Source organism: Solibacillus sp. FSL H8-0538 (genome assembly GCF_038003525.1).
Taxonomy (GTDB): Bacteria; Bacillota; Bacilli; order Bacillales_A; family Planococcaceae; genus JBBOPI01.
The window spans coordinates 1542762-1567992 of the sequence record NZ_JBBOPI010000001.1 but is presented as its reverse complement, the minus strand read 5'-3'; the positions used below and the strand labels follow the sequence as shown (position 1 = coordinate 1567992).

The 25231-nt window shown below is 36.2% G+C and carries 24 protein-coding genes and 1 other annotated feature; of the genes, 7 read left to right on the top strand and 17 right to left on the bottom strand.

The window, feature by feature from the left end; genetic code table 11:
- Positions 1-13: 13 nt before the first annotated feature.
- The 3 genes from MHH87_RS07330 to MHH87_RS07320 form a co-directional block, all read right to left on the bottom strand.
- Positions 14-853 carry a CPBP family intramembrane glutamic endopeptidase gene (locus tag MHH87_RS07330; protein ID WP_340748662.1) on the bottom strand — a complete coding sequence of 280 codons (840 nt, stop codon included), beginning with the start codon at positions 851-853 and terminating at the stop codon, positions 14-16.
- Between the two features lie 256 nt (positions 854-1109).
- Positions 1110-1319, bottom strand: a binding site (T-box leader).
- Between the two features lie 19 nt (positions 1320-1338).
- Entirely contained in the window at positions 1339-1932 is a 594-nt protein-coding gene (locus MHH87_RS07325; protein WP_340748661.1) for a YitT family protein, read from the bottom strand.
- A 249-nt stretch (positions 1933-2181) separates the two neighbouring features.
- The gene (locus MHH87_RS07320; RefSeq protein ID WP_340748660.1) at positions 2182-3363 is read right to left on the bottom strand and encodes a DUF4085 family protein; all 1182 of its coding nucleotides are present in this window, start codon (positions 3361-3363) and stop codon (positions 2182-2184) included.
- Positions 3364-3523: 160 nt separating this feature from the next.
- Between MHH87_RS07320 and MHH87_RS07315 the strand changes: the two genes are divergently transcribed.
- On the top strand, positions 3524-3823 hold the full coding sequence (locus MHH87_RS07315) for a hypothetical protein (protein WP_340748659.1): 300 nt from the start codon (positions 3524-3526) through the stop codon (positions 3821-3823).
- The gene (locus MHH87_RS07310; protein ID WP_340748658.1) at positions 3823-4020 is read left to right on the top strand and encodes a helix-turn-helix transcriptional regulator; all 198 of its coding nucleotides are present in this window, start codon (positions 3823-3825) and stop codon (positions 4018-4020) included. The genes MHH87_RS07315 and MHH87_RS07310 overlap by 1 nt, the downstream gene beginning before the upstream one ends.
- A 199-nt stretch (positions 4021-4219) precedes the next feature.
- Here the strand turns inward: MHH87_RS07310 and MHH87_RS07305 are convergent, their stop codons facing one another.
- From MHH87_RS07305 to MHH87_RS07270, 8 genes are all read right to left on the bottom strand, one after another.
- Positions 4220-5179, bottom strand: coding sequence for a M23 family metallopeptidase (locus MHH87_RS07305; RefSeq protein WP_340750923.1), 960 nt, complete (start codon positions 5177-5179; stop codon positions 4220-4222).
- A gap of 418 nt (positions 5180-5597) precedes the next feature.
- The gene (locus MHH87_RS07300) at positions 5598-6953 is read right to left on the bottom strand and encodes an IS1096 element passenger TnpR family protein (RefSeq protein WP_340748657.1); all 1356 of its coding nucleotides are present in this window, start codon (positions 6951-6953) and stop codon (positions 5598-5600) included.
- Between the two features lie 275 nt (positions 6954-7228).
- The gene (locus tag MHH87_RS07295; protein WP_340748656.1) at positions 7229-7558 is read right to left on the bottom strand and encodes a redox protein; all 330 of its coding nucleotides are present in this window, start codon (positions 7556-7558) and stop codon (positions 7229-7231) included.
- Positions 7559-7982: 424 nt separating this feature from the next.
- Positions 7983-8363: a cytochrome-c oxidase gene (locus tag MHH87_RS07290; protein ID WP_340748655.1), complete on the bottom strand. Its 381-nt coding sequence runs from the start codon at positions 8361-8363 to the stop codon at positions 7983-7985.
- Positions 8364-8809: 446 nt separating this feature from the next.
- Positions 8810-8974 (bottom strand): hypothetical protein, encoded by a 165-nt coding sequence (locus tag MHH87_RS07285; protein ID WP_340748654.1) that lies wholly within the window; start codon positions 8972-8974, stop codon positions 8810-8812.
- A 3-nt stretch (positions 8975-8977) separates the two neighbouring features.
- Entirely contained in the window at positions 8978-9178 is a 201-nt protein-coding gene (locus tag MHH87_RS07280) for a cysteine-rich CWC family protein (RefSeq protein ID WP_340748653.1), read from the bottom strand.
- A 357-nt stretch (positions 9179-9535) separates the two neighbouring features.
- Positions 9536-11050 (bottom strand): DUF7309 domain-containing protein, encoded by a 1515-nt coding sequence (locus MHH87_RS07275; protein ID WP_340748652.1) that lies wholly within the window; start codon positions 11048-11050, stop codon positions 9536-9538.
- A gap of 434 nt (positions 11051-11484) precedes the next feature.
- Positions 11485-11679, bottom strand: a complete 195-nt coding sequence (locus MHH87_RS07270) for a hypothetical protein (RefSeq protein WP_340748651.1) — start codon at positions 11677-11679, stop codon at positions 11485-11487.
- A gap of 221 nt (positions 11680-11900) precedes the next feature.
- On the opposite strand from MHH87_RS07270, the gene MHH87_RS07265 reads away from it, so the two are divergent.
- The gene (locus MHH87_RS07265) at positions 11901-12644 is read left to right on the top strand and encodes a hypothetical protein (RefSeq protein WP_340748650.1); all 744 of its coding nucleotides are present in this window, start codon (positions 11901-11903) and stop codon (positions 12642-12644) included.
- A gap of 118 nt (positions 12645-12762) precedes the next feature.
- Here MHH87_RS07265 and MHH87_RS07260 read toward each other — a convergent pair whose 3' ends face one another.
- Positions 12763-14289 (bottom strand): sensor histidine kinase, encoded by a 1527-nt coding sequence (locus MHH87_RS07260; protein WP_340748649.1) that lies wholly within the window; start codon positions 14287-14289, stop codon positions 12763-12765.
- Positions 14290-14303: 14 nt separating this feature from the next.
- Positions 14304-14948 (bottom strand): response regulator transcription factor, encoded by a 645-nt coding sequence (locus MHH87_RS07255; RefSeq protein WP_340748648.1) that lies wholly within the window; start codon positions 14946-14948, stop codon positions 14304-14306.
- 262 nt (positions 14949-15210) lie between these two features.
- Between MHH87_RS07255 and MHH87_RS07250 the strand changes: the two genes are divergently transcribed.
- A complete protein-coding gene (locus tag MHH87_RS07250; protein WP_340748647.1) occupies positions 15211-16593 on the top strand; it encodes a sensor domain-containing phosphodiesterase in 1383 nt (460 codons plus the stop codon).
- On the top strand, positions 16574-17866 hold the full coding sequence (locus tag MHH87_RS07245; protein ID WP_340748646.1) for a globin-coupled sensor protein: 1293 nt from the start codon (positions 16574-16576) through the stop codon (positions 17864-17866). Before MHH87_RS07250 ends, MHH87_RS07245 begins: the two co-directional genes overlap by 20 nt.
- 366 nt (positions 17867-18232) lie before the next feature.
- On the opposite strand, the gene MHH87_RS07240 is transcribed toward MHH87_RS07245, so the two are convergent.
- From MHH87_RS07240 to MHH87_RS07230, 3 genes are read right to left on the bottom strand one after another with little or no spacing between them, the layout of a single operon-like run.
- Entirely contained in the window at positions 18233-19018 is a 786-nt protein-coding gene (locus tag MHH87_RS07240; RefSeq protein WP_340748645.1) for an ABC transporter permease, read from the bottom strand.
- 14 nt (positions 19019-19032) lie between these two features.
- On the bottom strand, positions 19033-19914 hold the full coding sequence (locus tag MHH87_RS07235; RefSeq protein WP_340748644.1) for an ABC transporter ATP-binding protein: 882 nt from the start codon (positions 19912-19914) through the stop codon (positions 19033-19035).
- A gap of 1 nt (position 19915) precedes the next feature.
- Positions 19916-20845: an ABC transporter ATP-binding protein gene (locus tag MHH87_RS07230; protein WP_340748643.1), complete on the bottom strand. Its 930-nt coding sequence runs from the start codon at positions 20843-20845 to the stop codon at positions 19916-19918.
- Between the two features lie 1140 nt (positions 20846-21985).
- Here MHH87_RS07230 and MHH87_RS07225 point away from each other — a divergent pair.
- Complete coding sequence (locus MHH87_RS07225; RefSeq protein ID WP_340748642.1) at positions 21986-22567, top strand: TetR/AcrR family transcriptional regulator; 582 nt, start codon at positions 21986-21988, stop codon at positions 22565-22567.
- A gap of 60 nt (positions 22568-22627) precedes the next feature.
- On the top strand, positions 22628-24007 hold the full coding sequence (locus MHH87_RS07220) for an MDR family MFS transporter (protein ID WP_340748641.1): 1380 nt from the start codon (positions 22628-22630) through the stop codon (positions 24005-24007).
- 913 nt (positions 24008-24920) lie between these two features.
- Here the strand turns inward: MHH87_RS07220 and MHH87_RS07215 are convergent.
- Positions 24921-25190: a YesK family protein gene (locus tag MHH87_RS07215; protein WP_340748640.1), complete on the bottom strand. Its 270-nt coding sequence runs from the start codon at positions 25188-25190 to the stop codon at positions 24921-24923.
- Between the last annotated feature and the right edge of the window lie 41 nt (positions 25191-25231).

Below are 25231 nucleotides of genomic sequence, written 5' to 3'. Positions count from 1 at the left end.
TCGCCCTCCTCTATTATTCTGCTGTGCTCATCGCTTTTAACTTATACCAGTTGCGCTTTCCGATAAATAAAACAATTGCAAACAATAGTAGAAACAGCACACTAAATAGTTGCACCGTACTAATTAGTTCATCCGATGATGGCATTGCTAAATCTTCTGGTGTGACAGGAGCTAGTAGCGCTACTGTTGAAATAAAATTGGTAATGCCATGTAATACTATGGAAACCCAAATATTTTTCGTACGTACATACACATATGCAAATAGGCAACCAATGACAAACGCATGAAACATACTACTTCCACCTAAATGAAGCACCGCGAAAATGGCAGAAGACAAAATGACACTTGTTGTCGCCTTGAACTTCAGTGTCAATTTACGTAGTAATATCCCTCTAAAGAAATATTCCTCCCAAATCGGCGTAAGAATACATAAACCAATTGTTAGCAGTATAAATTCCGATGCGTGTGGTGTGACCAGCTCATCTTCCGGTACAACCATAAAAGTTAATAAAAACTCTTGAAGCGCTGGAAACATTAGCATAATTACTGCGCTAAAAAATATAATACCTACAATTCCAAGTATTTTAATAAAAATTGAAAAAGATATGTATTTAGTCCAGCGCATGGGCGACATCACACTACTCATCCGCGTCTCGTTCATTGAAATTTGATGCTTTTTAACCTGCCACAGCAAATACAGCAGAAGTACTCCGTTTAAAAATAAGTTAACAATACCCTCCGTGTAAACTGTGAAACTAAAAATCAAGCCAATAATCCCCGATACTATAGCCATTGCGATGAAAAATAGGATAAACAGGATTATTCTAAACTCTTTATAATTCGTATTTAGCATTTGCCCACTCCATTCTCTCACTTACACGAATTTAAGCTTTCTTCCTATAGGTACGGATTTGTTTACAGAAAGTTCCAATTAAATTTGAAAAGGACTATGAAAAAAGTGTCCGATTCCACTTTTCACATAGTCCATTATTCAAATTATATGACTTACTGGCTGTTAAATATGTTAGAAAGATACACCTTGCCTAAAAATAGGACGGGATACGTATTTTATGAAGAGATTAAGAAATTTATCATTGCTTAACCACTAAAAAAAAGAAGAGAAGCTTGAACTCCACGATACCACTTTAATTAACCTTAAAAAGCTCACTATGTACTGGTAACGGTAGCAGTCGTTTGTCCTTACTTTTATTTCAGCACAAATACGCCTGAACGGGTTCGGGCGTTTGCCTACTGCTTTTCACCTACCAATAGTTCTCTGCAAAGAAAAGATTCGTACTACTTCCAATCACCGTCTGTTTTTCCCAATATTATTTCAAACTACTTCCTTATGTTAGCTGCTAAATTTCCATGACTTGTAATAATATTCGTAGTAATTCCAACAAAAAGGATCGTAATAATTGAAAGAAAAAACGTGTCGGAGGATAATAACATACCTCCAAATATAATAACAATTGAATCGATGAAAAAAATTAGTACACCTACATTTATACCTGTTTTGTCACATAGGAACTGAGCGATAAGATCTGTGCCTCCTGTGCTTGTCTGAAACCGTAACATTAATCCAATGCCAAGCCCTACAAAGATTCCTCCTAGAATAGAGCTAAATATTGTTGGAATTCGAATTAAAGAATCCAAAGGTTTGAATAGATCAATAAAAAAGGAAGAAATAATCATCCCATGTAAGCTATTGTAGAAAAAATTTCGGTAGTTAAACCAAGCGAATATAAAAATAGGAATACTTAATAAAATTATCATAAGTCCTGTTTTTAATCCCCACACATAGTTTAATATTAAGCCAATCCCGATAATACCTCCATCCAATATCTCATATGGTACTAAAAATAAATTTATTCCTAAAGAAAATATGATACTACCGGTAACTACAACCAATGCTTTCTTTAGAAAATACATACAGTTTACCTCCAAAAACGGGATATCTATATGTTATGAAATAATATTACTGAAAATGTGAAGGAAGGTACGTGATATTTATATGAAAATGAATTGTATTTAAGGAAAACGAAGGGCACATTTTAGAATCCTAAGCCTTTAGATTTTGTACACATTAACTTCCACGTGCCCCCTGTAATACATTAGAAAATACTGACTAATGTTGAAGAAAACTGTTAGGGCTTTATTTTGACTCACTAAATTCCTCGTCTAAAGTTCATCTATATAATGCTTGTACTTCTCTACAATGTTTGCCGTCAATTTACCTTCACGGAAAAAGTGATTGACATAAATTGAAATCATCATTTCATTTGCCTCTGTCACAACTATTTGCGATAGAATTTCATTAATTTCCGCCACATAAGCTGTTGAGTGTGCGTACAATGTGTTCCAAGCACGCACTTGATAAGCTAAATCATTACTTAACGCTGCTTGCACCAACTCATCAGCAGGCACTGGCTCACTAAAATGCGCATACGGATCAACATATGTATTGCAGAAAATAGTATCCTTCAGTGCGAAGGCATTTTCCGCAATAAGAATCGTTTCTCCGTTAAGCTCATAATAAAAACCATCCGCCTTTTCAACAAGCTCACCTTGCTCAAACTGTAAAAATGGAGCAGTTGCAGAAAATGCCTGAATTTGTGTAATGACTTGGGGTGTTACGAGCGAATAAATAAAATCCTCTTGCAGCTGAGATACGAATTGACTCCATGTATCCACATCCTCAACTTGCACCTCATAATAATTTACAGCAGAAATATTTATGGCTTCAATCGTCCATTCTAACTCCGGACAATCAAAAAGGACTCGCAATGCAAAGCCGCGCGTTGTTTTAATGAGCTCATCATAAATATAATACTGACCTTCTATTAGCGGGCACTCACCAACTTCTTCATACAAATCTTCGAATGTTAATACAGTCGTTGAAATGGTCGAAAAGCCTCCTGTACGAAGCTGCAAATGTAGACAGCCATCTCCTCTTTTTACATGTTGCACTATGGCATCATGTAACGACTGCTTAAAAACCACTTGCGTTTCTTCAGGTAAAAATGGAACCGCCGCCTGCTTATTTTCATACGCTTTTTCCATTAACTGTTCAAAAATCATCTGTTGCTCAACCACCCAGCAAATGTAATCTTTACGCACGTCTTTTGGCAAGTCCATTGTATTTAACGATTCATTATGTACATACGGATGAAAACGTTCAGGCAGTTTTTTGAGAAGTTGATCCTTTACTTCGCGTATCTGGTCCTTCAAGTCTGATAAAATATCTTCCCCTTCACGTGCTGCTACTTCTAAATCTGACGCCCACTCCTCATCCGTTTCACGAATAGGTAATATATGCGCTTGCTCTATCTGCCTTTTTGCCTCTAATGTCATATTCCACATAAAAAAATTCCTCCCTCACAATTAATTAGTTGTTGATTATCGTACATTCATTATTTATTGTAATCCCCAATAATGTAAAAAGAGTTTGACAAAATTAACCTAATAAGTTAAATTAAAAATGTCAAAAGAGTTTTACATTTTATGAATTGAGGTGAATGGAATGGATCTATATTCTGTAATTTTTTTAAGCTTAATCGCAGTTTCAATCGGTATTATCATTTACACACTTTACTCAATCGCTAAACGGCAAGATGAGCGCCAAAATTTCATAAAATCAAAAGCAATGTCTTATACTTTCGGCGTTGTAATTGGCTTATTAATAATTGAAATCGGCTTAGATATTTACCATATTACTACACAACAAAGTATAAATGCTTCAGTTGATCCGTATGTATTATTATTTACAGCTTGCATAATTTATCTTGCATCTCTTTTATACTATTCCAGAAAGTATGCCTAATGAAAAATAATATAAGAGAAACTCGAAAAAAACTAAAATTATCTCAAGATGAACTTGCAAAACAATGTTGTGTATCTAGACAAACAATTAATGCAATTGAAAATGATAAGTATGATCCAACTTTGCATCTAGCTTTTAAATTAGCAACTGTTTTAAATATCAATCTTACTGAATTATTTATTTACGAAGAACGCTAAATAAACACTTTTAGATTGGAAAGCAAATGGATCAAATACTCTTTTCTCTTATTGTAATATTTGGCGCATGATATATTACTCTGTTATAAAAAAGCAATAAAGCACCATTTATACAAACTAATTATGTTTATAACGAAAGCAGCGATTTTACTAATCATCGCTGCTTTTTGTATTATATATAACACGTATGCTAAAAGAGTTACTTTTTCTTGGTCTTCCCTTGGCGCTCCCATTGTAACAGTGATGGGTATGGATCAAATGCCCACTCAGTTCGACCATTGAATTTATACATACCATAGTGCAGATGCGGTGCGAATTTTCCAGCTGTGCCTTCTTTTCCGTATCCACTACTGCCGACATAGCCGATGAGCATACCCGGTTCAACAATGTCCCCAACTTTAATGCTTTCATGATAGTTATTTAAATGGGCATAATAGTGGTATGTGTTGTGATTGTCTCGTATCCCGATGCGCCAACCACCAAAATCATTCCAGCCCATTGCTTCGACGACTCCGTAAGAGGTGGAAACGACTTGTGTGCCATAACGAGCGAAAAGGTCTGTACCTTCGTGGATTCTTCTACCACCCCACCCTCTATTCGCACCCCATGTTCCTCTGTAACTGTAGTCGTAGTGCACCGGAAGCGGAAATTGATGTTTTTCAAGGTCATTCGTTTTAAAGTGATCATAAAGCATTGCAATCGTCTCAATTTGCTTCACGACTGCTTCACTTTTGTAATATTCCCAAAGTGCTAATTTATAATCGTCATCCGTTGTTCCATAACTGCTTAGGAAACTTGCCATGGACAGCATCACATCTTCATCTTGTTCCGGATCGGCATTCCCATCACCATTCCCATCAAGACCTAAGCCACCGAAATAGTGAATTGACGATGGTGCTGTATCCTCATTCCAAGGGTTTAATTCACCCGCCCAGCGTTCTTTAGAAAATTGGATTGCAATGATGCCATCACGTTTCGGGATATCTGGACGGACTGCTTGTATATTCCGTTCATATTGGTCAACTGCAGCTAAATGGTGCCAAGGAACAAGCAAATGCTCAAATTGTGTGTAATAATTCATGCGCTGCTGTAAGATTTCTTCCTGTGACGGCCCTTCATTTGCTGAAGCATTAGTAGTAAAAAATATGCTCCATAGCATGACACACGTAAAAATGGTAACAAGCTGGCGAACCAATAAACAAACCTCCTTTCTCTCATCCATAGCGTAACCGAATTTTTATAATTCATGAGTAGAATTTGGACAGGAAAGTTAGGTTTGAATTGATAATAACGGATCCATGCCTAAATTGAGGAGTATTGGTTGTAGTAACAGGTATGTTGAGGCTCCAAATTGGAAAGTAGCGCTTCGGTGGGTGTAGAAAATTGAAGGAAGGTTCACCACGATCAAGTAGTTATGCACATACTAAAACACATTTATGGCTGCTTTCATTGTAAACAAAAAAGCTTCAAATCCTTATTACAAAAGAATTTGAAGTGTTTTTGTATAATTCAAACTTGATTTATCTTTGCGTGATTACTGGCAATACTGGTTACAGTGCTCCTAGCTGTAAAAGCTCTCATCCACAACACTTTTTGTATTTTTTTCCGCTTCCACATGGGCATGGGTCGTTGCGGCCAGCTGTTTTGGCTAGCTGCTGCGGGGATTTTGCTATTAACCCTAGCTCTTGTGGCGTGTAGCCGCGATTTTCCCATATGCGTGTTGAATTGGAAACTGCCATGAGGAGTCCTACATAAAAGTTCAACTCAGCTGCGTTTTCCATTTCAAAGAGCTTCGTAAATTGCTTTAAAATGTCCTCAAATGAGCTATTCACTTGAATCGAGCTAACAATATCAAAAATCCGATCCTCTAATGCCTCTTCATCAATCTCAAAATTAGTACGTAAAGCCTTTGCGAGTGCTCGAGTTGCTGGTGTTTGCTCTAAATAAAAATCGTCTGCATAGTTGAGCAACTGTGCTTTTGCTGGCTTATAATAGGGTTTGCCCTTCGCAGCCTGTTCATAATACTCATATTCACTAAATTCAATGATGACATTATGCACAAATTGCAAGCCCCATACATGAACAAATCTCTTTTTCAATTCTGCTAAAAACCACTTATTACTTCGTAAATAATCGATTTCCTTCAAAGAAATTGGTTGTTTATGATGTGCATTGTATAAATCCGCAATAATACGTGCGGGTGCAATGCCGTAAAGATTCGTTGCCGCCACAATATATTCAAGGATTTCATCATAGTTTGGAATTTCTTCGATACTTTGATAATCACGCGTACGATACTTGTCCGAAATAATCGCATAATTACTATGGTCAATTTTCGCCCAGTCCGTTTTTTTGTAGTTGCGAGATGTTAGTATATGATTCGTCCAGTACATATCAAATTTCTGAAAAAAATGCTTTTCTGCGAGTGCGATACTTGCTAAATGCTCCGGGTGCACGGGGTTCGTATACGCCTGTAGAAATAATTGAAACTCGGTAGCGCTCACATGCACATTCAGCGGCGTCTCCCCTGCCCCGTCAAGTAGTGTTGGGTAGCCAAAATAGTAATCCTCTACAATTTCATTGAGTTTTAAATGCAGATTCCACGTATTGTTATAGCAATATTCCAATTCGCCATACTGCTCTAAATAAGCGTCTATCTTTACGCGGGTCGGATGCTTTATGGAAATTCCATTAAACGCTTTCTTATCCTTTTTATAGGCCGCGGCTTTTTCTGGATCATTCGTCACAATGATGCGGTCTTGTAATAAGGGAAACTCAAAAAACTTGTCAAAATCATCTGTTCGGCTAAAATTCGTCAATGCACAAATAACTTCATGCACGCGGTTGAATGTGACATCAGCCGGTATGACTACCCTTCTCCATGCAGCTAGCTCCATATTGCTAAAAGTAATAGTTAATATATATGCTTTCATCAGTTCACCTCTTCTTAAATGTATCGGAAAGGAATTCAAATGTACAAGCTATCTCCCAAAATTCATGAGCAATTCATTAAAACTACGGCGACCTCATTTGGCGGCTACTACGAAACTAAAAATGTGCTTGGAAAATCTGTGAAGTCAAATCACGTTCTGCTAACAAGCAGATAAATAGTTTTTCGTTGGAAATTGTTAAAAAGGAAGCAATCTAATTGAATGAAAATTCTTTATTGCTCAAGTCTTACATCGCTTCATTACATTATGTAAGTCTTTTAAAACACCCAATCCATAACCGTTCCGAGCCCTTTAAATGCAAAGAATATGAGGATTACTGCGATAAACAGTATGACAAAACATGACAACAGACCAGAGAACATAAACATTTTCACATTCGGTCCTTTTATATTTCCCCACTCTGCTTTATTTTCGCTCGTCACAGTATTCACCGTCTCACAATTTGGGCAAACTTCTAAATAGGTACGGCTTTCTTGTTTTTTGCCGTTTAGGATCGAAATTTGTGAGGAAAAACTTGCCTGATTGAAATCAATCGTCAGCTCTTCCCCACAGCTTTTACAGGTAATGATTGCCTTCTTTGCTTCCATAAGTACAACTCCTTTAACTCACCCATTATAACACGGTGCCGTAAATGACAAATAGCCCTTGAAAATGACTTATCGCGATCTAAAAAGTTAAATAATAAAAAACCACAGAATACTCTGTGGCGAAAATAAAATACATTAAACTTCTAAATGTGTATTATTATATACAAAAATTACTAAATAAAACCAATGTCTGGTGCCTTTACCACACGAAGCCCATTACTCATTTGCTCGAGTGACTTGGCTGAAGTGGTGGCGGTGTAAACATATTCAATGATGCACGCAAATTGGACGAGCAGCCAGTATCTATGAATCGCGCATTCGTGTCGTACTTAAACACCCTGAAAACACAGATAGCCTTTTACTTACTTGAAGTAGGTTTCAATTGCCCAGCGACCACTATAGTAATCGAGAATTTCTTGTGTGGTCAGTTCGGTATCTGTTCTCGAATATTTAAAAATAAATTAAGAACAAATAACAATATACCTAGTACAACTATAAGAGATCCGATAATAATACCAATTGTGAATGACGTATTGCCTGTGAGAAGTTCTATAAATAGAGACCCCTGCATAATTGGTAATCCAATATTATGAAGCCAGAAATGCGTTTTAGCTAATTTAGTTTTTCCTACATTTTTATAAATACTATAAATAATACCAAAAATCGCCATAGAAACCCAACCAAGTAAGTTTAAGTGTGCATGGACTGATGAAAAGGAAAAATTTTGAATAATCCCCATGACAAGCCCAAGTATCACCGCGATTACTAAATAAACTCCTGATATTTTAATGAAACGTATACCCATACATTTCCCACCTTTCCTATTTTTCTATTGAGCCATTTTTCCTCAACGCCATACTACAATATGCTCATTAATAGATAAATATTATAAAAAATATGGCTCTACACCAAAATCTGAACTTGACAGCACATTCCACTCCAGGCGGTCGTTTCCGCGGGCGTGGCTTGAGCCTCCTCGGGCCAACACGATGTTGGTCACGAAGGCGTTGCCACAGGACGTGGCGTTCTTAGCCTTCGATCCTAAAAGCTACGTGCGGGGTCTCAAGGCTCACGCTTTTCCCGCAGGAAGCTTTGCTCTGTAGCGAAAGGCGAATGCCGTCAGCTACACTCGCCGCCTTCCGTTCCATGTGCCTATAAAGTAGTACACTTTCTTTTAATGTAAAGGGCATGTTTTGGTAAAGACCCAAAAATAAATATTATTTTATTAATAAACTTAAGAACTCCTAACATTTAAACGTAAGTGTAAAAATCTGGTGGTAATTCGATGGAAACGTCCTTCATCTTGTTGATAATCGGAATCGTATTTGGCGTTACGGGTTCATGAATCTCTACAGGAAGCCATTGTGCTGGCTGCGATGGTGTTTGTGCAGGTGTTTTTTTTAACGATTGATACATACTTTAAACAGGTTCATCCTGTTTGGCATACTGATCCAAACAGTTCTCACAAATACATTGTTTCCCTACTGCTTCTGTTGGCAGTTGTTCCAAAATACCCTCTGGAAATTCCCGCTCCATGCACCAACAAGATGTTGCATTAGACTCGGTATTGCGGAAGCACTGATTATCCTTTTCACAAATTGGGCAATTCTTACTTTTCATCGAAATTTCACACTCCAAAACAAATATTTTTCACATATTGTACTAACCAACCTCTCCGTGCTCAGAAGTCGGAACACCACAATAAACGTATCCAAGGTTTTCGATAATCACAAGTTTAGGTAGATTTTCTTTTTTCACATTTCGAATATTCAACAAACCCTTTAGCGCTATTGAAATAAATATCGTCGAACGCTAACGCTCAATTCGATAAGTAATACTGATCGCACCACTAATAACTTCCCATATTAAATGTTCAAATGAAGCGATAAAAGAGACATTTTTTTGAATGTTTTTATTACTAATCGAAAAGAGATACCCCAATAATTTAATTAGGGCATCTCTTGTTACAATATCCACTTACTGCATTTCTTTAAAAAATTCTTTCAGTTGCCCTATCGCCGCTAGGTTCTCTGCGTATAGTTTTATTCCTAATTCATTTGCTAAAGGAGCAATATAACGCAGTATAACAGGTGTAACATAAAGGGCTGTAGGGGTAAAGTTCATTTCTTGTAAAAATTCTAACAGCGCGCTTTGTGCAGTATGTCCGTCTTTTTGGATCGGTAAAATCTGTTGGTAAATGACGAGTCCATTCGCCTTCTCCATCGCCACAGCAACGAGCGGGTAAATAGGACGTTCATGTGATTTTTCCTGTATCGGTTGCTGGAGATAAAACAAATCAAATTCGATGTTAACCGAGCTTTTTTTCTTTTTTGATAATTGCTTACGCAAAAGAGGGGTTACTTCTAAGTACAGTGGTTCATCTTCCTCAAAGTCGTCGTCTGCCCCTTCTATAGACACGATGCCTTGTTGCCATTCAAATTGCCCGTCATCTTCAACAAACTGTCGCAGTAAATACTCGTTGTGTGGCAAGGATGGGAACGCCCAGCCGTTCATCCGCTGCTTTACAATGTGAATCGTCTGCTCAATGGCTGTTAATAATAACTCCGCATCATGAGCTTCAGGTAACCATGGATAGAGTCCTGGCTCATAGCTGCGGAACTGAATCCAGTTTTTCTTGCCTCTAAACGAAAAGCCATTTTCTTTAATTATCTCATAATCATGGTCATGTAGCTCATCCCTGTTCACATATGAAACGGTCAAACTACGTAAATCAAAGAAATGGTCATCTGTGAATTGATCAAGGAGCATGGCATTTAGCGTTTGGCGTCCCTCTTCTCCAATATAAATCGCCAAACCAAATTCCTCTCCGCCCGCGCCTAACACGGATACGTATAAAAGGTCCTTTGTTTCCGGATGCTTAACAATGAAGATTTCATTATCAGATAAATACTGCCACGGCTTTAATTTTTTGAGTAGATCGGCAGCATCAATTAACGCGGTCCAATCAGGTTCTATATTGATATCTTCTTCCATAAATTCGCCAAAAAGATTGTCCGCCAAGCTATACATGAGTTGCAAACCTAGACTTAACTCGTCAAGATCAATAAATGATTGCTGTCCATCAATTTGCCCTTGACCTGCAATACAAAGTGGATAACGAACAAGAGGCTTCGTTTCAACAATATCCGTTAACTCTATGAAAAATTGAAATTCTTCATTGGCAATAAAATAGGTTGCGCTGTCTTGTATTTTTGTAAACCAACTTGCTAGCAGTTCCTCTTCATCGTCTAAAATTAATTCTTCATCAATTGAAAAATCATTATCAAAATCAACGCCTATATACTTGTCCTTTTCCAGCTTCCCTTTTGATTGCTCCATACGGAAAACGTATGATTCATCGTCTAAATAATCAAACGCCACGGTAATCATTTCTGCTAGTTGTTCAAATGTACTGTTGCTTGGTAATTGGATTGTGCGGAAAATAGAATTGTCGTTTATATTCTCTACTATAATGTGTAGTTGTAAAATCATGTCATAACCCCCATAAAAATTCTAAGAAAAGTATAGCATAGGCTAATTTTGCTTTACACATACTTTTTAGCAAGATTTTTTTCAGATAGATTATTTTCACAAAATACCTCTAGCAAAATTACGATTAATAACACGATTTGTGCGGTAGCTCTCTTTATTTTATTAAGAACATGGTTTCAAACGCAAAAATTGAATTTGGCAGGATCGACATACGACTTAACCGCAAATATGTGTCAATTGAAGGTTTTGTCACTTAATTGTTAATAAGTTGTATATCAAAATAGCCGAATTGAAAAATTGCGAGTTGGCAATAGGCGGATCGTATTATTATTCCTAAATTCATCACGTAGTTGGCAACATACCGCCAAACAAAAAAAGACAAGGAATTTTTTACATCAATTCTCTGTCATACATAACAATTTAATTTCCGAAAGTTAATTCGAGCAATTTATAAAATTGAAGGCATCGGCAGTATGTGCGTAATCAATCACAACTGTCGCACCATTTGGCAGCTTCGAAATTTCAAATCTGCCTTTCACCCCTTTAAAATCATAAATGGACGCAATAATGGCATCCTGATTCAGACCTATCAGTTTAGCAGTACAAAAGGCCATCACGGTATTATACATATTGTGGATCCCAGCAATCGGAGAAAGAATCTCACTATCGGGAAAACCCCTACCAATTACTAATAAAAACCCCGGAATCTCACTAGGAACTTTTACAAAATAGTATTAATATGAAGGGTTTTTCCCAAAGTATAGGGAAAACCCCTATAGATTATCGCTATATAATTGCGAGATAATGTTAACGTGAAATGAAAATAACATGACGGGTGGGAGTGTACATAGTGATGAACCGTATTGGTGACATTCAACCACTGATTCAAGAATATCGATCCAAAATCAGCGCAAATGAATCTGAATTAACAAATAAAATCTTAGATGACTATGAAGAACTCCTACAGTTGTTCAAACAAAAAAATGATATGATTAATCGAATTTGGGATTTCCATGAAAATGAAAAGTATCAATTGGCTCAAGAAACATTGGATCCACTAGAACAAATTTTATATAGCACTTTATTAGGAATCCGTACGTTAGACCAGGAAGCCCAATCAGACTCTGCAAAAAAGTATTTAGCTTCACTTAAAAAAGAAATTGAAAGACAATTAAACCAGTTGAAAGAAGCTTCGATTAGTGTATATCCAATATGTATGCAAGATTTGGGGCCTTACGGGGCAATTAAATCTTACTATGAACTACTTAAAGAAGGAAATAACATAACGATCGACATTGACTTTAAAGGAACGCTTAAAAGGCAGCCTCATAAAATAGAGATTAATATATTTCGATTCATTCAACATTTGATTCAAATTATTGACAACCTTAATACTGTTGCCTCATTAAGTGTCTCTATTAATGAAAAGGATGGTCGAATCGTTTTAACATTTGAGGGAGAGGCTTTAGCAGAACGACTAAACCACTCTTCTAAATATCAACTATTTAAAGAATTAGTAGACAGTATAGAAGACGTTGAGATTATAGAGCAAAATGAATGTCAATTTAATCTGGTTCTACAAACAAAAAATTAGACAACACTAACAAAAAATCGCCGCGTACTTAAAGAACCGCGTTACTTCCTATCCATTAAAAACAAAAAACTCCTTTGTAGAAGACTTAGAACTATGTCTTCTACAAAAGAGTAATGTTTTAAGGGAATAGTGAATGATCAACTTTTTCATCCACATTTCTCGGGACAAAAATTTTGATCGTCGTTCCCTCATTTACTTTAGAATGAAACTGTGCAGATCCACCTACCCCTTCTGCTCGCTCCTTTATACTATATAAACCAATACCTTTTCGCTGTGCGTTTTTTAAATAATCCCCTATGCAAAATCCTATGCCATTATCTATAATTGTCAAATCTACTGAATCTTCATCCATATTGAGAGATACATAGACTTCGCTTGCTTTCGCGTATTTCGCTGTGTTAGTTAGCGCTTCTTGACAGATTCGATAGAGAGCTGTTTCAGCTTCTGGCTCTAACCTCCCTACTACCCCTTTTATTTCAAATTGAACTGAGATATTATGAATCTGTTTGTATGATTCAAGATAGGACCTCACAGCTGGAATAAACCCTAAATCATCTAATGTACTTGGCCTTAATGAACGTGCAATTTCTTTTACTTCCTTCATTGCCTCTTGTGTCATCTTCTTTATAGTTTGTAGGCTATCTTCATTCGTTTCTACTGATTGATCTTTATTTACCGTATTTAAAGTAACTAAAATACTAAATAGGGATTGCCCGATACTATCATGTAACTCTCTAGATACACGCTTTCTTTCCTCTTCATGTGCTTCAAACACTTGTCTGGATAAGTTTTTTTCAGCCTCATATAACTTCAGCTCTGCTTCCATTTGTTGCTTTTCCGCATTTTCTTTGTCAGTTAAGATCTGCTGAATCTCAGGGAAATAGATAGCACGATAAATATAAATGTATCCAATAAATTTGAAACAGTGCCCCAATAAATTTTCAATCGCATACACATGATTATAAAGGGTAAAAAAGAGCTCCCCTACCATCATGACAAACAGGGCAAAAATCATACGAAGCGAATCGGTATTTGGTCGTAATTCTTTTATATATCTTGTTAATAAAGTAATAAATGTAATAAAAATGGTTGTACTTATTACATACTCAAGAGAAACTTTAAGACCTGTAACCCCTTGCTCATTAAGTAGTACGGGAAGTCGCTCTGGTATTGTAAGAATAATCGTTGTACAAATGCTCACAAATAGGACGGTTACACTTAGACCCCAACCACGGTTAATAAATAGCAATTGGTTTGGTCTAAAGACAAACAGAGCAACGCCAATACTTTCTATTAATCGTGCTACAATCCAAAACCATGTGGCACGGGTAGCAGAAAACTCATCGTTAATAAAGGGCATTCCCTTATAAGTGAAAGTATGAACTAAATCAAAACAACCTACTGCTAGAAACACTAACCCAATAAAATATTGTGATTTAATTCGATGGGTAGAGTAAGTTGTCCACGCCTGTACAAATAAAGAAAAAGAAACAAATATACTAAATAACTCAAGCAATGTATGTAGTGATAAAAAATGATTATCTACATTAATAGATGTGTGTGCCATTTGAAAACGGAACAGTAAAAGTAATGCGAAGATTGCAAAAAATATAAATTGAATTTCCTGTTTCTTTAAGGCTGCCATCTTCTTGTGCTCCCTTAATCAAAATCTAAATAGCCGTTTTTTACTGCAAATTTCACTAAATCTGGACGTGTTTTCAGTTGTAATTTATCCATAATTTTCGATTTATGGGATTCTATCGTCTTTACTGAAAGAAACAACTTCTCCCCTATTTCCCGATTGGTATAACCCTTAGCCAAATAAGATAATACCTCTTGTTCGCGGCCCGTTAATTTTTGCAAATCACTCTCATTGGCATCTGATTTTTTCATATATTCTTCTAATAAAAGTTTTGTAGCATTAGGATATAAGTAAGCTTCTCCGCGGTAAACTGTCCGAATTGCTTCTATTAAATCATTTTCATGATAACTTTTTAATAAGTAGCTAGAAGCCCCTGCCTGCAATGCGTGGAATAGATATTCCTTCCCTTCATGCATCGTTAAAACGATGATCTTCACCTTATTATTAGCTTCATTAATTTGCTTTGTTGCCACAAGACCGCTCTTCTTTGGCATATTTAAATCCATGATGATTACATCAGGGGTTTTTTCTAATGCTTTATGAACGACTTCTTCTCCGTTCTCTGCTTCATCTATTACCTTCATGTCCGTTTGACTATTAATCATATGTTTAATTCCCGAGCGTACAATGGCATGATCGTCGGCAAGTAATACTGAAATCATACTTGCACCTCCTAAATTAGAGTTCTATGAAAATACTATACCATAATTATGGTCAATATTGGATAAACATAGGAAATTCCTATTATATTTACAAGATAGGGTGAATACCCCATGAATTTAGGGGATGACCTAGTACGATATAGGGTTTTTTTCAAATGACACTTAGGGGTTTCCCTTATAGTGATAATTATTTTTACTTGTAATAATAGTAAATAAGAATATTTCAGCACATCCATAACTTTTTTGAAAAGAGGGAAAAATGATGATTACAGTTCAGAAATCCTTATTTAAGAATCAAACAACCATTATCCAAATGATTTCATCTGGTATGCAATTAAAAAAAATACTAACTTTTATTGTGAATAGTATTGAAAATTCCTGCGATTCTTTTAGTTTGTATGGGTCCATCATGTTGTACAATCCCATACTAAAGCAATTAGGAGAAACGGTGAGTTCCTCTCTCCCTACAAACTTTATTAACTCGATTGAACCAGCAGACGTCAGCCCCTATGGAGGTTCATGTGGAACTGCTGCCTTTTTAAAACAACCTGTTACCGTATCAGATATTGAAAATAATCCTCTTTGGGAAAAGTATCGGCATAGTGCAATTGTACATGGAATTCGTGCTTGTTTTTCAACACCTCTTCTCTCTTCAAAAAAAGAATTATTAGGAACAATCGCACTTTACAGTAGTGAAGTAGGAAAACCAGATGAAAAAACGTTGAATGCAGTCGATTTTTATAGCAAACTAGCCTCTTTGGCCATAGAGATTTCAAATAGTAGTACAAATAATAGTAATCATTCTCTCCTTTATTCATTTGAAATAGATAAACGTTTAAACGAAACAAACGAAAAAGTACTTACTGAATTAAATACAGCCTTAGAAAGTGAAGAATTTGAGGTATATTATCAACCCTACTTTGGTGTAAACGAACAGTTACTAGGTGTCGAAGCCCTTATTCGTTGGGATCATCCTCATTTAGGATTATTGTCACCAGCCTCTTTTCTACCCGTTGCTGAGGAAACAGGATTTATTCTTGACATAGAAAAATGGGTTTTAACTCAATCCATCTATAAATTGAAAAAGTTACATCAATCTGGTTGGCCTGACCTAAGCCTTTCGGTTAACATTTCTGCCCAACAATTTGACAATCCTCGTTTTCCCGAAATGGTGGCAGAGCTTTTAGAAAGGATGTCCTTCCAACCGAGAAATCTTACTTTAGAAGTTACTGAACGCTTTCTTATTCATCAAGAAAATATCGATATTGTCAATCGTCTTAGGGCAACTGGCATAAAATTATCCATAGATGATTTTGGCACTTCTTATTCTTCCTTACAATATTTGAAAGACTTAAAGATTGATGAAATAAAAATTGATCGCAGCTTTATATCAAACTTAGAAATGGATAAGACTAGTCAAAAAATAGTTAAAATGATTATAACGCTCGGTCATCAACTGAACTTAAATATTGTCGCTGAAGGTGTTGAAACAAAAAAACAACTCCAATTATTAAAAAAGATGAAATGCGATTCAATCCAAGGGTTTTTGTTTAGTAAACCGATTTCGTTTGATCACTTGAAAAAAAAGTTCTTTCAACAAATGAAAGAAACATGGAGTGACGATTATGTTTTCCAAAAAAACTAATAAACCAATAGAAAAAGTATTAACTAAACAAGCTAATGTTACAATGGCCATTTCTAAAGGTTCAGATATAGAAAAACAGGTTCAAATGATTGGGCTAACTAGAGAAGATCTTCGTATCATTAGCAATTTAAAGCCCTTTTTGAATGAACAAATAGAGCAAATCGTGAACAGATTTTATGAAAATTTAAAAAGCCAATCGTCCTTATTAAAAATTATTAATGACAATAGCTCGATTTCTAGATTGACCCAGACTCTTTCTAAACATATTAGTGAGCTATTTGATGGTGTGATTGATCAAGCTTTTTTCGAAAAAAGAATTCGCATTGCCAGTATTCATGTTAAAATCGGTCTCAAAACGAAGTGGTATATGTGCGCTTTTCAAGACCTTCTCCTATCACTAATGGATATTATTGAAGCGCATGTGAAGGATAAAGAAGAATATTTTCTAGCCATAAGAGCTGTGACTAAAATAGTAAACCTAGAGCAGCAACTAGTTCTTGAAGCATATGATTCCGAAAGTGAACGCGTCAGAAATCAAGGGGAAGAAGAGAAAACGTTAATGAGGCAAAATGTTGCAAAAGCCTCGGAAAGACTTGCAGCAATTTCTGTACAAACGAATGCTTCTTTTCAACAATTACAAGCACAATCACATGAAGTCATGTCACTTGCCAATGAGGGTGCGGAAATTTCCACCCTTTCAGAGCAATACGCTGAAAATGGCAAAAAGCAACTAACCAATCAAAATACGAATATGGTAAATATCCATCAATCCGTTTGTACGATAGCAAAGGATGTACAAGTATTACTTTCTATATCAAAACAAATGCAAGAAATTGTCAGTATCGTTACGACTATCGCCGACCAAACGAACTTATTATCACTAAATGCAACCATTGAAGCAGCTCGTGCTGGTGAAGTAGGCAAAGGGTTTGCTGTTGTAGCCAGAGAAGTCCGTAAGCTTTCCGAAGAAACAAAAAAATCCGTAACCAATGTATCGACTTTAATCACGTCCTTAAATTCACAAGTAGGCAACCTGACAAAGTCCCTCGAAACCATTACAATAGCAGTAACAAAAGGAAATGACCAACTAAAAGAAACAGAAAATGATTTTAAACACATCTTACAAACAGTTGGCGAAACCAAACACCAAAACAACAAAATCGAAAACGAACTCAACTACTTCGTCAAAGTTATAGACCAACTAAGCCAATCCTTCGATCAAGTTGCTCTCTCTGCTGACAACCTGCGCCACAGTGACTTTTTTAATTGTTAACAACATGTTTATTACGAATACGAAAAAAACCAAAGGGCTGTGTTAATAGTCAAATTGACTTTTTAACACAGCCCTTTCTCATAAAGAGTATCAACTAATTAGCTAAAAACTTTTGAGCAATATATAGTTGTTCATATGGAAGTGAACATTTGTAGTGTTAACTTAATACAACCGCGCGATTAGCACAGTTGTATTAGCTAATAAAATTACAGTAGCGTTTAACAGCCCTTAATGATAAAGGAAGCATTCAAGCTTTTACACTTTTTAAAAGTGGCTTCTGCTCTCCACACCATCTTGCCCTATTCTATTTCACGAATAACATACTTCCCTATACTAAATCAAATAGACTTTTTAAGTGCCCTCGATTTATAGTGGTAAATCTTTTTCTTTAAATACTTTAACGCTGGCCATATACAGAATAACCCCAACAACGGCCAGAATAAGTAGCTTTAATACATACCCTTCACCAGCTAAAATGGCGGTAGAATCAAATAACGCATTTAACGTTACATATTTCAAATTTTCTAGACTGCTATCCAAAGTGCTCATCAGCTGCAAAAAGAAAAAGGCAAGCGGAATTCCAGCACCTAGAGCTAATGAGTTTTTCGATAGGTTGAATAGACAGGAGAAAAAGAAAGAAATGCTACTCGTTGCAAACATCAATAGGAATAAACCGACATTTAGCATGACGTACTCATTCAAATTGTATTCCATATCTCCTTGGAAAAACTTTATTGCAGCCACACCAACCCCTGTTAAAATAGTGAACATCACAATCAGAGCTGAGATAAGGTAAATAGCTTGTGTAAATACGACTGTGTTTCTTTTTGTGGGTGTTGATAATAAATACGCCATGGATCCTCTATCTACCTGTGACGCTATTAAACTATTTGCCGTCATGACAATGAAAACAAGCGGTAATATGACACCATGGATTGAATAAAACGTCTGCGCAAGCATACCTAAAAAAGTTGTTGTTTGTAATAAATTTTCAAGCGGTGTTCCTTGCACCATCTCAGACATGCTGTCAATCGTACTCGGATCAAAGACTGCGATTATCAATGCATTTAGGACGCTTATTATAAGGGTGAAAATAAGCCATAACCTAAAATTTGCTTTTAATGTGTGTTTATAAATCGTCTTACTAAACATGAAACTCCCCTCCCCTAATTTAGACTTTTGAAGTATTGTTCAAGTGTGTACTTCGTTTCCGTTATATATTTGACGTTGTACCCTTGTAATATGTGGAATAAGGTATTTATTTGACTGTCATGGAGATGAATCGTCACTTCTTGTTTTACATGATCTTGTGCGGTCACTTCAAACGACTCATTTCCAAAAAGCTCATACGCATCCCGTGTTGCAAATGCAATATTATACACTTTATTGTTGCTGTGCTTTACTTCTACAGTTGGCTTTATGGCAATAATTTTACCGTCTTTTATCATGGCTACTTTGTCACATGTTTCTTCAACCTCTTCAAACATATGGCTCGACATGAAAATCGTTTTCCCTTTTTTCTTCTCGTCTATTAATATAGCAATAAATTCAGCTCGCATTAATGGGTCAAGTCCCGTAGTAGGCTCATCTAGAATTAATACATCTGGATCAGCCATCAATGCTGCGACGATTGCTGTTTTTTGTTTCATACCTTTCGACATACGTTTTAAATTTGCAGTTGGATCGAGTTGCAACCTCTGGATGATCGTTTCCGCATAAGACATATCTGTTAACCCTAACAATTCGGCCTGTCCTTTTAAAAATTCTGATCCCGTTGACGCATCAGGAAATGCAATCTCTCCCGGAATATAGCCAAGCCATTTTTTAATTTCCGCAGCATCACGCCAGCAGTCCAAACCATTAATCATTGCGCGACCACTTTGCGGCTTTAAAAAACCCATCATATGACGTATCGTTGTCGTTTTTCCTGAACCATTCGTACCAACAAAGCCAAATACTTCCCCTCTTTCAATGGATAGAGCTATATTAAAAATGCCTCGCCCATCGCCATAATCTTTCGTCATCTGCTCAATTTCAATGAAAGCCATTTTACTCGATCCCCCTCTCTACAATTGCATTTCGATCATAAAACTTCATAAAATAATCTTCCAGCGTAAATTTAATTTCTGAGAAAAACTTTAGCTCATACATAGCAATAAACGCTATAAAATCATTAATTGCGGCGCTATCTACAGTAAGTATGACCTGTTTTTTATGTGACGTTAGTGTTTGTACTTTAAAATGCAGATGATTTTTAACTTCACTGCTAAAGCGGTCAAATTGCTCTTGTGATTTAAATTCAAATTTATACGTTTTTGCGGACGAATTGCGTAGTTCATCTGCTATAAATGTCGAAATTATTCGACCACTTTTAATAATAGAAATGATGTCGCATGTTGCATCAATTTCATGGAAAAGATGGCTTGAGAGTAAAATGGTTTTCCCTCTCTCTTTTTCCTCCTTAATAAATTCGATAAATCGATCTTGCATAATAGGATCTAAACCGCTTGTCGGTTCGTCTAATACAAGCACAGCAGGGTCATGCATAAAGGCTGTAATAATCGCCAATTTACGTTTCATTCCAAGTGGCATGCGCTTTAACCTTCCAGAAGGATTAAGCTCAAATTTTCCAATGAGTGCATTGGTATACGTCATATCCTTTATCCCGCGCAAGTCCGCCATCATTTGAATAAACTGTATACCCGTCAAATTTTCAGGGAGGGCGATTTCACCTGGTAAATAGCCGAGTGTTTTTTGAATTTCGCTCGCGTGTTCCCAACTATTTAAGCCATTGACAGTCGTTGATCCTTTTTGCGGACGAGAAAACCCCATAATATGTCTAATCGCCGTCGTTTTGCCTGCTCCATTCGGTCCCAAGAAGCCATAGACCGTCCCTTCTTCAACTGCAAACGATACATCAAAAACGCCTCGATTATGCCCATAATCTTTCGTTAATTGCTCTATTTTAATAACTGACATAAGTAAACTCCTTTCAATCATTACAAGTGATGAATCTTTTTATGGAGAAACTGAAGACTATCCCATGCCAAATTTCACGAGGTTTTCAATCTCTTTATCTGTTACTGTATAGTTTTCAAATAGTACAAATCGCAAAACTAAAAAAACACCGACTAGGGGAAGAATTAGGTTTAAGATTTATTCATTTGGTGTGTTTCGTAAGTCTCCGTTGTCTTTAAACTGGTCGATGAGCTGTTGAAAAAGCAGTATGATTTTCGCTATATAATAGGGAAGTCGCTCTTTTATTAGCTCTTCAAGGTGAATGAGTTCCTTTACAACTACTTGAAGAATCTCATTAATAGCAGCTAGGAAATTTACTCAATTTTTGAGAACTTCCATCACAAATCCGTACCACGTGCTGGATATGTGTATTTGCGAAGATCGGTTTCGCATTTGATTTTGAACACCTTTTGACAAAGCGAATACCCTCGTTATGGACAAGTGGTATATTCCTTGGTCATGAGAATATTAATGTGCGGTACTTTTCAACAATTCCTTCGTAATAGTAGCTATGTTCACGCACACAATTGGCAAGGAATCGGATTTAAGTAACCCGCAATACAAACGGAATAAAGGATCATGGACCAAACGCTATACTAAATCCTTGATTGTTGAAATGCGTTCCATAATCCGAATGATTTGCGAATGAATCTGCGGACCATAATTCAGTTCATGTGGTGCACTACGCTGAAGAAAAACTGAAAAATCGACTACACATCGAACGTGATAAAAATAGGTCAAAACGTCGAGAACTTTCCATTTTCAATAATTCATGGATGTCAAATAGGCTCATTTGTTTTACAAAAGTCATCAGGTATTCACCTCGTAGATAATTTAGATTTTTACCACCTAAATTATACCAAATTGTGGAGGTACCCGTTTTTTTTGTTTTTAAAACCCTTGATACTGAAGCGATAGGAATTAATACGATCATTTTAAAATACTTATCTAAACAAATATTGATCTCGTTTACTTTTATAATAATAGGTATAACAAAACAAATATATAACAAAGTTGGACTTAGCAAAATTAATAATTTTGACAAAACAATCACTTCAATCCATAATGTTAGTGTAAACTAACATTCGACGAGGGATGCACATGACGAAAAAAACGAAGGAACGGATTCTTGAAGCAGCGGGAAAGCTAATGGCAAATCGAGGCTTTCATGCGGTTTCTGTAAAAGATATTGCCGAGGAGGCAAATGTAAGTGAAATGACGGTGTTTCGTCATTTTCAAACGAAACTAGGAATTTTACAGTCGCTCATAAAGGTACATTCCTATATTCCATATTTTGAGCAGTTTTTTTCACAAGCACTCACTGCAAATATCGTGGAAAATCTACTGCAAATCGCAAATAAGTACTTAGATTTTATGGAAAAAAATAAAGTCATTTTTTTAATTGCAGTACAGGATAGGGAAACAATCCCTGAGTTAACGGAATTTATTTCTGAAGACAATACGAAGCAGCTACAAAATTTGCTGTCTCATTATTTACAGCAAAAAGTAGAGGATGGCACACTTCGACTACTAGATACACAAAATGCGGCGATTATGTTTTTAACTGGATTGTTCGGCTTTTTTGTTTCGACTACAATTGCTCATAATCATTTTTTACATGACCAGCGACAATCTTTTATTCATCACCATGTCGAGCTATTTTTGAATGGGGCAAAGAAATAATTGCCTCTTTTTTTATAAACAAATGTTAGTTCGTACTAACATTTGAGGAGTAGAACATATATGCAAATAACGAACTCAAAACGAACAATGATTGTGGCGATCTTACTTTCTGCTGCGTTCGTTTCAATTTTGAATCAAACTTTATTAATGATTGCCATGCCGCCTATTATGGCAGATTTTCAGGTTGATGTAAGTGCTGCACAATGGCTGACGACGATTTATTTACTTACGAACGGAATATTGATACCAATTACAGCTTTTTTAATTGGTAAATTTTCAAATCGAATGCTGTTAATTGCTGCACTCGGACTTTTTAGTATTGGAACATCGATTGGGGCAATTGCACCTAGTTTTTCTGTGTTATTAGTAGCTCGAGTTATTCAAGCAGCAGGTGCGGGAATAATTATGCCGCTCATGCAAACAATCTTATTAACATTATATCCCAAAGAAAAACGTGGAGCGATAATGGGAGTAGCTGGTCTTGTGACAGGATTTGCTCCTGCGATTGGACCGACATTATCAGGTTGGCTAATCGCTCATTTTACATGGCGGTACTTATTTTATACAGTATTACCTGTAGCGCTTCTTGTTCTTGTTTGCGTCTTTTTCTTTATGAGAAATGTAACACCTAAACGCGAAAGTCAGTTTGATTCCTTGTCTATTATTTTGTCATCATTTGGTTGGGGTGGATTGCTCTATGGCTTTAGTATAGCTGGTTCAGTCGGGTTAATGGACTGGCAAGTAGAAATTCCAATTATAATAGGTGCAATCGCATTAACTTTATTTATTGTTCGTCAGTTAAAATTACCAAAGCCTATACTAGAATTTCGTGTTTTTCAAACGAAGGAATTTACGATTTCAACGATGCTTTCTGTATTCGTATATGCTTTAATGATTGGTTCACAAATTTTATTGACATTTTTCATGCAAAATGTCCGTAGCTTAACGGCATTAGAAACGGGACTCATGCTTCTTCCAGGGGCAATACTGATGGGCTTTATGTCTCCTATTACGGGGAAAATTTTCGATAAAATTGGCGGTAGATTGTTAGCGATTGTTGGCTATAGCTTGATTACTATCAGCCTGCTCGTCTATGTAATTATTACGATGAACACACCGATTTGGCTATTATCGATTGTCTTTGTGGCTATTTCTTTGGGGATTGCGATGATTATGATGCCTCTTACAACTGCGGGAATGAATGCATTGCCGGGACATTTGATGGCACACGGGACTGCGGTAAATAGCACTCTTCGCATGGTTGGAGGAGCCATTGTTTCAGCACTACTTGTTGCGTCTATGAGTGGGACGATGACGATATTAAATGCACAATCTACAGAGGCCATGCTTCTTGGAATTCGGGTGGCATTCATATTGGCAACAGTTATTAGCATTGTTGGTTTACTTTTAGCACTGTTTTTAAGAAAAAAAAGCGAGTAAAACGATTTCAATTTTAGAAGGATTAGAAGAAGGTTAGTGAGACGTGTATTTGCTATATTACCATTAAATAAAGAGCCTACTAGTAAAAAAAAACAACTTTCCACACTAGCTAATTTTTGGAATGCAGCGCTACCTACTTTACTTAGTTTGTAACGAAAGGTGCTTGTTTTATATTGCGGTTAACATGTTGTTGTCGTAATGCGTACGTCGCTACATCTGCAACAGTAATCTTGTAGACCGGCATTTCTATTACGTCTCCTTTAAAACAAACGAAATGGTCAATTTATCGGAATCTTATAGAATTATATTAATGTAGTTATTCCTCCAATTTCGGACAAAGTCTCCTATGCCTTTAGGAAAATGTGAGCCGATCGGGTATTTTTCAGAATACTATTGTCAATCAGCCATTACATCACATAATTAGTAAATCGAGCATGGATAAAAGGGTTATTTTCTTTTAACATAGACGCCCCAGATCCCCCTGCAACAATTACTCAACAAATATAAAAATCAATAAACTGATTGTAAAAAAGGCATACGCCATCTGAATTATTATGTACATTGTTAAATCAAAGGTTGAAAGTTTTCTTTGTTTCTTCGTTTTAGCCAGATGTCGAAAATAAAAGGAGGAACTAATAATTAGCACTGCTATAGAAATTGCACGCAAGGCTTCAGCGAAAATTATCAAGCTAATCAACTCCTTCATAATAAACTTCTATGAACCTATTACTTAAATACGGTTGAAACAAATATAAGTTCCATTTTTTATTAAATTCCCCATTTGAAATCAACAAAAGTCATTTGTTGCTTAAGGAAAAGAAGCAACTGCTCTTTTGAACAATCCCCTCATTAGTTGGAGAAGAACTTAGCAATCTAACGTTATTAAATGACCTTACATGTTGAATAATACTTCTTAACGTTTAATTGTATCCTTTTTTCCAATAGCAAACGATATTATGGCAAAGAAGATTAAAAAGAAACCTAGAATGCCATAACCTACACCTTCGAATCCTCTAATGTTAACAAAACCAATATAGATGAGATTGGTAGCCACTATAATGGCTAGGACTCCAGGTAACCTCCTTACAAAAAAGGAAAAGCCTTTTTTACTGAACCACCACGTAAACATCAATATAATAATCCCTGGTATAAGCGCCATTAGAAAAGGTCCTAAAAGCATCATTATAATCCACCCCTTTACATTTTTTAACAGACTCCCTTTAT